Here is an 8,806-nt window from a genome sequence, read left to right on the forward strand (position 1 = left end):
GCACAGTCCACAGTGGACTCCGGTGGCGGGGGACTGTGGTTCGATGACGGAATGGACTTACGGACAGACGCCGCGGCCATGGCCGAAGACCTGGTGCGGCTGCGCCGGGACCTGCACCGGATTCCCGAGGTCGGACTGAGCTTGCCGCGGACACAGGAAAAGGTCCTCGACGCGCTCGACGGGTTGCCGCTGGAGATCTCCACCGGCAAGGACCTGAGCTCCGTCACCGCCGTTCTGCGCGGCCACGGCGGGGACGGTGAGGTCGTGCTGCTGCGGGGCGACATGGACGCGTTGCCGGTCACCGAGCAGACCGGCGTGGAGTACACGTCGCAACACGACGGCGTGATGCATGCCTGCGGTCACGACCTGCACACAGCCGGTCTCGTCGGCGCGGCCCGGTTGCTTTCCCGGCACCGCGACCGGCTCGCCGGGGACGTCGTGTTCATGTTCCAGCCTGGCGAGGAGGGGTGGAACGGCGCTGGGCACATGATCGACGAGGGCGTTCTCCAGGCCGCCGGCCGCCCCGCTGACGCCGCGTTCGGCATCCATGTCCTGTCCTCGGTTCTGCCCAACGGCATGTTCAGCTCCCGCCCGGGGCCGCTCATGGCCGCGTCCGATGCGCTGGTCGTGCGGGTCGTCGGCTCCGGCGGGCACGGCTCGCGGCCGTTCCAGGCGCTCGACCCGGTGCCGGTCGCGGCCGAGATGGTGACCGCGTTGCAGACCATGGTCACGCGGCGGTTCGACGTGTTCGACCCGGTCGTGGTCACCGTCGGCGTCTTCCATGCGGGCACCCGGCGCAACGTCATCCCCGATGACGCGCGTTTCGAAGCCACCATCCGCAGTTTGTCCGCTGAGGCAAGGGAAAAAGTCGCCGAGCTGGCCGTGCGGCTGTGCGAGGACATCGCCGCGTCGCACGGCCTGGTCGCCGAAGTCCGTTACGAGCCGGAGTATCCGGTCACCGTCAACGACGAGTCAGGGCACGAGTTCGCCGCCGAAACGGTCCGCGAGGTCTTCGGCGGAGAGCGCTTTCAGCCGTTGGCCAACCCGTTGACCGTTTCGGAGGATTTCTCCCGGGTGCTCGATCGCGTGCCCGGTGCGTTCGTGTTCCTCGGTGCCACGTTGACCGAGGATCCCACCGCCGCCGAGTACAACCACTCGCCCCGCGCGGCGTTCGACGATCGGGTGATCCCGGACGCCGCCACCCTGCTGGCGGAACTCGCGGCGCGGCGGCTCGCACCGTGACGGGTGTCCACAGTGGACTCGGAGAAGGCCCCCGGGCGCGTCGAACTGGGGGAGGAGGACGCGGCCCGGGAGCCGGTTGCCCCGGCGCCCGAGGGGGAGTGTGCGCCGGAGCCGCGGCGAGCGCGTAACTGGGGAGGAAGGCGCCCGCCGCCTTACTCCAGCGTACAGCGGTTTCGCCGATGGTGGACGCGCTAATTTGGGGCGATGGGCGATCACAAGGAACGCATGCTGCGCGGCGAGCTCTACCGCGACAGCGACCCGGAGCTGGTTTCCGACCGCCGGCGAGCACAGCGGTTGTGCGACGAGTTCAACACTTGCCCCGAGGAGCAGCGCGAACCGGTGCTTCGCGAGCTACTCGGCCGGTTCGGCACAAGTTCCTGGATCATGCCGCGATTCCAGTGTGACTACGGCTACCTGATCGAGATCGGCGCGAACAGCTTTCTGAACTACGACGCCATCTTGCTCGACTGCGCCCCGATTCGCATCGGCGATGACGTGTCCATCGGGCCGCGGGTCCAGTTGCTGACGGCCCTGCATCCGATGGAGGACCACGACTTGCGCCGTCAGCGCTGGGAAACGGCGGCGCCCATCACCATCGGGAACAATGTCTGGTTCGGCGGTGGTGTCATCGTCTGCCCCGGAGTGACCGTGGGGAACGAAACCGTGGTCGGCGCGGGCAGCGTGGTGACCAGGGACCTGCCGTCGCGCGTGTTCGCGGCGGGCAACCCGTGCCGGGTGATCCGGGACCTCTAGAGCACGAGATCCGTGAGCAGTGCGGACAACGCGGCGCCGAAGTCGGCGGCGTTGCGCTGCGGCGCGAGGTGGGCGCCCGGCATTTCGACGAACGGCAGGCCGAGTTCGAGCGCCAGCACCCGCGCCGGGCGGTAGTGGTAGTAGCCGCGGCTGCCTTCCCCGGCGGCGAGCACTATCGGCACCTGCGACCGCCGCAATGCTTCGATATCGGGCAGGTACTCGTAGAACCGGCTGAGCTCCCGCGTGAAAAGCACGCGCCACTCGGCTTCGTGGGACAGCCGGATCGTGCCGACCTCCGGCAGCCCGGCGCCCGCGATGGAGCCGAGAAAACCCTTGAACGCCGTCATGAGATCGCCGGACTCGGTGTGGGCGAGGGGTTCCGCGGCGAACTCCAGCCACTCCTCGGCATCGGGCAGCAACCGCACCGCGGGCGGCTCGTGCGCCACCAGACCGTCCACGGTTTCGGGATGCTGCGCGGCGAGCGCCAGCCCGATCTGGGCGCCCGCACTGCTCCCGAACACCAGTGCCTTGCCGAAGCCGAAATGCCGGATCACCGCGCGTGCGTCCGCGGCCTGCCGTTCGACCGGGATCGGCCCCGCGGTGCGGTCGTTACTTCCGAAATGTGCGCGCCGGTCGTAGGTCAGGACGGTGTATTCCTCGCCGAGCCGCCGGGCGACGGCCTGGTAGCTGTCCGCCGCACCGACGCCGCCGGGGATCATGAGCAAGGGCGGCCCATCCCCGAGGCGCCGGACACGCAGTTCGGCGTCTTCGACCGCGCAGGTCCCGTCCTCGGTGTCCATGGCCGAAGTCAAGCACAGCGCGGCGACGACGTTGCCGACCGCCCAGGCAAGCGAGCATCGCCGCGCTCGACCGTCCCGTTAGGACGGTTGAGGTCAGATCGACTTGACGATCTGTGCCACGTAGTCGGCCATCGGGGTGGTCGGCCGGCCGATCAGCCGTTGCAGTTCCCCGTTGACCTCGCCGATCAGGCCCTTCTTGATGTCCGCGTCCAATGCGACGGTGAAATGCGCGAGGCCTTCGGGCAGGCCTGCCTCGAGGAGTGCCGCCGTGTGCTCCTCGGGCGTCAGATCGGTGTAGGTGACGGGTTTTCCGGCTGCTTCGGAGATCATGGCGGCCAGTTCGGCGCGGGTCCATGCGATGTCGCCGAACAACTCGTAGATCTTGTTCTCATGCCCTTCACCGGTGAGCACGGCGACGGCCGCGTCCGCGAAGTCGGCGCGCGATGCGCTGGATGTCTTGCCTTCGCCGGCGCTGCCGACGAAATTGCCGGTCTGCGCGCCCTGCCGCACGGTCGGCTCGTAGTTTTCGTTGTACCAGCCGTTGCGCAGGAACGTGAAGCTCAGCCCGGACTCGCGGATGATCTCCTCGGTCGCCTTGTGCTCGGGCGCCAGGATGAGCGGCGAACTGTCGGCTTTCGGCGCGCTCGTGTAGACGATGTGCGCGACGCCCGCCTCCTGCGCCGCCTCGACGACCGCGCGGTGCTGCGGTACGCGCTGACCCACCGCGTTGCTCGAGATCAGGAGCACTTTGTCCGCTCCCGCGAAGGCTTGGGACAGTGTCGCGGGATCGCTGTAGTCGGCCTTCCTCGCGGTGACGCCCAGGTCGGCCGCGTTCTCCGGGCTGCGGACGGCGGCGACGATCTGCTCGGCGGGCAGCTTCGCCTTGAGCCCTTCCACAACCAGGCGGCCGAGCTGTCCGGTGGCCCCGGTGACGACGATCATGTGGTCTCCCTCAGTGACGCGTTCTCTCGGTTTGTACTAACCAATAGTAAGTACTACCATAATCCACATGAGTGGTGACGGGTTGGAGACCGATCAGCTGGTCGTGGATGTCTTCGCCCGGAACTGTTCGTCGCGCGGCATTCTGGAGCACATCACCGGCCGGTGGGGGACGCTCGCGCTGGCCGCGCTCGCGGAGGGGCCGTTCCGCTTCAATGCCTTGCGCCGCAAGGTCGACGGCGTGAGCGAGAAAATGCTGGCGCAGACGCTGCAGGCCCTCGAACGTGACGGCTTCGTCCACCGTGAAGCCGAGCCGACGATCCCCCCGAAGGTCGAGTACAGCCTGACGCCCCGCGGGGCGGAGGTGGCGGCGAAGCTGACCGCACTGATCGAGGTGGTGGAGAGCGCGGTCCCCCAGGTGGCCGAGGCGCGCGCCCGATACGACGCCGCGAAGGCGCGCTAATCCTGTGAGGAAGTGTTGGCACGCCGGGAAAAGTAGGCGATCGCACCGACAGCGAGCACCGCGCATCCGATGACCACAGACCACAGCGGCAGGCTGAACGCGAGCACCACGCAGCCGATGAGCCCGGCCGCGGGCACCACACCGCGCCGCAACGTCCACGCGCTGGCGTTGGCGATCGCGTAGTAGGTCAGCACGGCGAACGAGGAAAACCCGATCGCGCCACGCAAATCCGTGAACAGCACGAGGACCGCGACGACGACACCGACCGCGACCTCGGCCCGGTGCGGCACCCCGAACCGTGGATGCACCGCGGCGAGCCGGCGCGGCAGATGCCCGTCCCGCGCCATCGCGAACGTCGTCCGTGACACCCCGAGTACCAGCGCGAGCAAAGCACCGAGCGCCGCCACGGCGGCCCCGGCCCGCACCACCGGCGCCATCCCCGACGGCACAGCCCGCGCGATCGGGTCCACAAAGGACGCAAGACCATCCGCGCCGAGCTTGTACAGCAAGGCAAAGGCGACCGCGATGTAGACGACGAGGGTGAGCCCGAGGGCGATGGGGATCGCACGCGGGATGGTGCGCGCCGGGTCGCGGACCTCCTCGCCGAGCGTCGCGATCCGCGCGTACCCGGCGAACGCGAAGAACAGCAAGCCCGCGGACTGCAACACCCCGCCGAACGAGAACGCGAACACCTCGTGACCGGAACCGTTGCCCGACAAGAAAATCGCCACCACCGCGGCGACGAGCACGAGTAGCGTCACCGCGACGATCACGCGTGTGACGAGCGCGGACTTATGCACCCCGCGATAGTTCAGCGCGGTCAGCGCGAGCACCACCGCGGCCGCGACGTAGGGCCGCCAGCCTGCCGGGACCAGATAGGCGGCGACGGTCAGTGCCATCGCCGCGCAACTCGCGGTCTTCCCGACCACGAAACCCCAGCCCGCGAGGTAACCCCAGAACTCGCCCAGCCGTTCCTTCCCGTACACGTACGTGCCACCGGACGACGGATACCGCGCGGCGAGGCGAGCCGAAGACGTCGCGTTGCAGTAGGCCACGAGCGCCGCGAGGGCCAGCCCGATCAGCAACGCCGACCCGGCGGCGCGTGCCGCGGGCGCGAAGGCCACGAAGACGCCGGCGCCGATCATCGAGCCCAGTCCGATGACCACCGCGTCGCCCGTGCCCAAGCGGCGGTTCAGCCGTTCCGTCACGCTGACATCTAACCCCATGCAACCCTGCGCACGCTCCGTTCCGTCTACCGGGCATGAGGTGGAAAGGAATGTTTGCCGGAATCGGAATCGTCCTCGTCACCGCGACCGCGTGCGGACAGCGAGCGGACAACGTCAGTCCGGGTGCCGGGCCGACGCCGCCGCCGTCGGTGTCCGTGCAGCCACCGCCCTCGCAGCCGTGGAGCGCGCAAACTCCGCCGGCGGGCAGCATGGCGGTCCAGGCAGCGCAGGTCGACAGCAGCAAGCTGCCGAAGGACTATCCGCGCGAGGTGTTCGTCAGCGCGGACGGAAAGGTGCTCTACTTCCGCGCCGAGGAGGGCGGTTGCGGGCGCGCGAGTGCCGACGTGCAGCAGGAAACCGCGCAGCAGATCGTGATCAACCTGCGGGAGACGCAGACGAACACCCAGGGGCGGATGTGCACGATGGACATCCGGTATCCGCTGGTTTCGGTGCCACTGCACGATCCGCTGGGCGATCGCAAGATCCTTCTGGTGAGCCTCAAGCAGAATCGTTAGGCCAGCCCCTCGCCCGACCACCGCCCCCGATCGAGCCGCGGTGCGCCGCTGTGTTCCCGCGGACACGCTTCGCGTGGCTAGTCTGTCCGCATGCGCCGTCAGGTCTCAGGTACCCGGGTCATCGCGGCCGAGCCTGAGGAAATATTCGCCCTGCTCACCGACCCGTCGCAGCATCCGAAGCTCGACGGGTCGGGCACGGTGCAGGCCGGTTCGCCCGCCAAGCTCGACCTTGGCAACACCGTGGTGGAGTACGAGGAGAACCGGCTCATCGCTTGGCGGCACTTCAACGGGCACCGCTGGCGCTGGGAACTGGAACCCGCCGAGGGCGGTACGCGGGTCACCGAGACCTTCGATTGGTCCACCGCCCGCATCCCCGTCGTGATCAGCCTGAGCTTCTTCCCCCGGCGGAACAGGGAAGCGATCGAGCGCAGCCTGGACCGGCTGGCCGCGATGTTCCCCGGCGCGCAGTAGCTACTCGGCGCCGGGCATCGCGACCGGCAGCCCGGCCTTGCGGGCGGCCTCGGCCATCCGAACGTCGTAGGTCACGAGCGCCGTCAGCTCCGAACCGAGCAGCTCGGCACTGGCGACGTGGATGGCGTCGAGCGAGCGCAACGTGTCCGGCACGCGGACCGCCGCGTCCCGGATCGCGTCGGTCAACTTGATCTCGTTGTGGTCGCGCAGCAACGTCGCCATCAGGTTCGGAAAACCGCCGATCTGATCGCAGGTACGGACGGTCTCGATGAAGCCGATCGTGTTGGTGTGAGTGGTTTCCTTTCGCGCGGAGAGGAATGCGTCGAGTTCGTCCGCGTGGCGTCGCCGTACGACGAAAGTCACCAGGGCCGAGGCGTCGAGATAGATCACCGCTCGTGCTCGCGCATTTCGAGCAGGATCGCAAGCGGGTCCACGTCGTCCGGCACTTCGATGCGGGTGTACTGGTCCAGATCGCTGGTGGTCAGTCCACGTTCCGCCGGACGGATCGCACCCTGGGCGACCAGTTCGTCGAAGCGGCTCTGCTTGCGTGGCGGGGGAATGAGCACCGCGATCACGTGACCGTGCCTGGTCACGTCGATCGTCTCGCCCTTTTCGACCCGGGACAGGACCGCGCTCGGGTTGTACGAGAGTTCACGGACCGATATAGCCGTCATCGCCACCTCCAGTGTGTACCTACCTGAGTGTACAACGCCGTAGGTTCAACTCCGGAAGCTGATCTGCAGCACCGGTTCGGAGGTCTCCGCGAAGAAGTCGTTGCCCTTGTCGTCGACGACGATGAACGCCGGGAAGTCCTCGACCTCGATCTTCCACACGGCTTCCATCCCCAGCTCGGGGTATTCGAGCACGTCGACCTGCTTGATGCAGTCCTGCGCGAGCCGCGCGGCGGGGCCGCCGATCGAGCCGAGGTAGAACCCGCCGTGCTGCCGGCATGCCTCGGTGACCTGCTTGGACCGGTTGCCCTTCGCGAGCATCACCAGTGAACCGCCGGCGGCCTGGAACTGCGCGACATAGGAGTCCATCCGCCCGGCAGTGGTGGGGCCGAACGAACCTGAGGCATACCCCTCCGGGGTCTTCGCGGGGCCCGCGTAGTACACCGGGTGGTCCTTCAAATACTGCGGCATCTCCTCGCCGGCCTCGAGCCGCTCGGCGATCTTCGCGTGTGCGATGTCCCTGGCCACCACGAGCGGCCCGGTCAGCGACAGCCGCGTCTTCACCGGCAGCGCCGCCAGCTGCGCCCGGATTTCGCTCATCGGGCGGTTCAGGTCGACGCTCACCACCTCATCCGACAGTTCGCTTTCGGTCACCTCCGGCAGGAACCGCGCCGGATCGCGTTCCAGCTGCTCGATGAACACGCCGTCCGCGGTGATCTTCGCCTTCGCCTGGCGGTCCGCCGAGCACGAGACGGCGATACCGACGGGGCACGACGCGCCGTGCCGGGGCAGCCGGATGACGCGCACGTCGTGACAGAAGTACTTGCCGCCGAACTGGGCGCCGATGCCGAACTGCCGGGTCATCTCCAGCACCTGCTGCTCCAGGTCCACGTCGCGGAACCCGTGCCCCAGCTCGGATCCTTCCTGCGGCAGGTTGTCCAGGTACCGCGCCGACGCCAGCTTCGCGACCTTGAGATTGAACTCCGCCGACATCCCGCCGACGACGATGGCGAGGTGGTAGGGCGGGCAGGCCGCGGTGCCGAGGCTGCGCAGCTTCTCATCCAGGAACTTGGCGAGCCGCTTGGGATTCAGCACGGCCTTCGTTTCCTGGTACAGGAATGTCTTGTTCGCGCTCCCGCCACCCTTGGCCATGAACAGGAACTCGTAGGCCGGGTCGCCGGAACCGTCTTTGTGGTACAGCTCGATCTGCGCGGGCAGGTTCGTACCGGTGTTGCGTTCCTCCCAGAAGTTCACCGGCGCCATCTGCGAGTAGCGCAGGTTCAGTTCCTGGTAGGCGTCGAACACGCCGCGGGCGAGCGCCCGTTCGTCGTCGCCACCGGTGAACACGCCCTCGCTGCGCTTGCCGATGACGATCGCGGTCCCGGTGTCCTGGCACATCGGCAGCACCCCGCCCGCGGAGATCGCCGCGTTGCGCAGCAGGTCCATCGCGACGAACCGGTCGTTGCCGCTGGCTTCCGGGTCGTCGACGATCGCGCGCAACTGCGCCAGGTGCGACGAACGCAGCAGGTGCTGGATGTCGGTGATCGCGGTGCGCGCGAGCCGGGTGAGCGCTTCGGGCGCCACTTCGAGGAATTTCCGCCCGCCCGCGTCCACGACCCGGACGCCTTCGGAAGTCACGTGCCGGTATTCGGTGTGGTGATCGGGGCCGAGTGGCAGCACGTCGGTGTACTGGAACGAGGTGGTGGCGGTCAACGCACGGCTCCCT

11 protein-coding genes are annotated in these 8,806 nt (G+C 68.2%); 5 read left to right on the top strand and 6 right to left on the bottom strand.

What is annotated here, in order from left to right; genetic code table 11:
* The first annotated feature begins 51 nt into the window (after positions 1-51).
* Positions 52-1,242 (top strand): M20 metallopeptidase family protein, encoded by a 1,191-nt coding sequence (locus GKO32_RS34070; RefSeq protein WP_154761040.1) that lies wholly within the window; start codon positions 52-54, stop codon positions 1,240-1,242.
* A gap of 204 nt (positions 1,243-1,446) precedes the next feature.
* On the top strand, positions 1,447-1,995 hold the full coding sequence (locus GKO32_RS34075) for a sugar O-acetyltransferase (protein WP_154761041.1): 549 nt from the start codon (positions 1,447-1,449) through the stop codon (positions 1,993-1,995).
* Here GKO32_RS34075 and GKO32_RS34080 read toward each other — a convergent pair.
* Together GKO32_RS34080 and GKO32_RS34085 are read right to left on the bottom strand one after the other, a co-directional pair.
* Positions 1,992-2,795 carry an alpha/beta fold hydrolase gene (locus GKO32_RS34080; RefSeq protein ID WP_154761042.1) on the bottom strand — a complete coding sequence of 268 codons (804 nt, stop codon included), beginning with the start codon at positions 2,793-2,795 and terminating at the stop codon, positions 1,992-1,994. The two genes, GKO32_RS34075 and GKO32_RS34080, sit on opposite strands and share 4 nt — an antisense overlap.
* Positions 2,796-2,888: 93 nt before the next feature.
* A complete protein-coding gene (locus tag GKO32_RS34085; RefSeq protein WP_154761043.1) occupies positions 2,889-3,737 on the bottom strand; it encodes an SDR family oxidoreductase in 849 nt (282 codons plus the stop codon).
* 67 nt (positions 3,738-3,804) lie between these two features.
* Between GKO32_RS34085 and GKO32_RS34090 the strand changes: the two genes are divergently transcribed.
* Positions 3,805-4,197 (top strand): winged helix-turn-helix transcriptional regulator, encoded by a 393-nt coding sequence (locus GKO32_RS34090; RefSeq protein ID WP_154761044.1) that lies wholly within the window; start codon positions 3,805-3,807, stop codon positions 4,195-4,197.
* On the opposite strand, the gene GKO32_RS34095 is transcribed toward GKO32_RS34090, so the two are convergent.
* Positions 4,194-5,423, bottom strand: coding sequence for an APC family permease (locus GKO32_RS34095; RefSeq protein ID WP_154761045.1), 1,230 nt, complete (start codon positions 5,421-5,423; stop codon positions 4,194-4,196). The two genes, GKO32_RS34090 and GKO32_RS34095, sit on opposite strands and share 4 nt — an antisense overlap.
* A 50-nt stretch (positions 5,424-5,473) precedes the next feature.
* Here GKO32_RS34095 and GKO32_RS34100 point away from each other — a divergent pair, with 50 nt between their 5' ends.
* Both GKO32_RS34100 and GKO32_RS34105 read left to right on the top strand, forming a co-directional pair.
* Positions 5,474-5,938 (top strand): hypothetical protein, encoded by a 465-nt coding sequence (locus GKO32_RS34100; RefSeq protein WP_154761046.1) that lies wholly within the window; start codon positions 5,474-5,476, stop codon positions 5,936-5,938.
* A gap of 90 nt (positions 5,939-6,028) precedes the next feature.
* On the top strand, positions 6,029-6,409 hold the full coding sequence (locus GKO32_RS34105) for an SRPBCC family protein (RefSeq protein ID WP_154761047.1): 381 nt from the start codon (positions 6,029-6,031) through the stop codon (positions 6,407-6,409).
* Here GKO32_RS34105 and GKO32_RS34110 read toward each other — a convergent pair whose 3' ends face one another.
* From GKO32_RS34110 to GKO32_RS34120, 3 genes are read right to left on the bottom strand one after another with little or no spacing between them, the layout of a single operon-like run.
* Positions 6,410-6,799: a type II toxin-antitoxin system VapC family toxin gene (locus tag GKO32_RS34110; RefSeq protein WP_208024637.1), complete on the bottom strand. Its 390-nt coding sequence runs from the start codon at positions 6,797-6,799 to the stop codon at positions 6,410-6,412.
* A complete protein-coding gene (locus GKO32_RS34115; protein WP_154761048.1) occupies positions 6,796-7,083 on the bottom strand; it encodes a type II toxin-antitoxin system Phd/YefM family antitoxin in 288 nt (95 codons plus the stop codon). Before GKO32_RS34115 ends, GKO32_RS34110 begins: the two co-directional genes overlap by 4 nt.
* 45 nt (positions 7,084-7,128) lie before the next feature.
* Positions 7,129-8,793, bottom strand: coding sequence for a fumarate hydratase (locus GKO32_RS34120; RefSeq protein ID WP_154761049.1), 1,665 nt, complete (start codon positions 8,791-8,793; stop codon positions 7,129-7,131).
* Between the last annotated feature and the right edge of the window lie 13 nt (positions 8,794-8,806).

It is taken from the genome of Amycolatopsis pithecellobii (genome assembly GCF_009707865.1).
Classification (GTDB): Bacteria; Actinomycetota; Actinomycetes; order Mycobacteriales; family Pseudonocardiaceae; genus Amycolatopsis_E; species Amycolatopsis_E pithecellobii.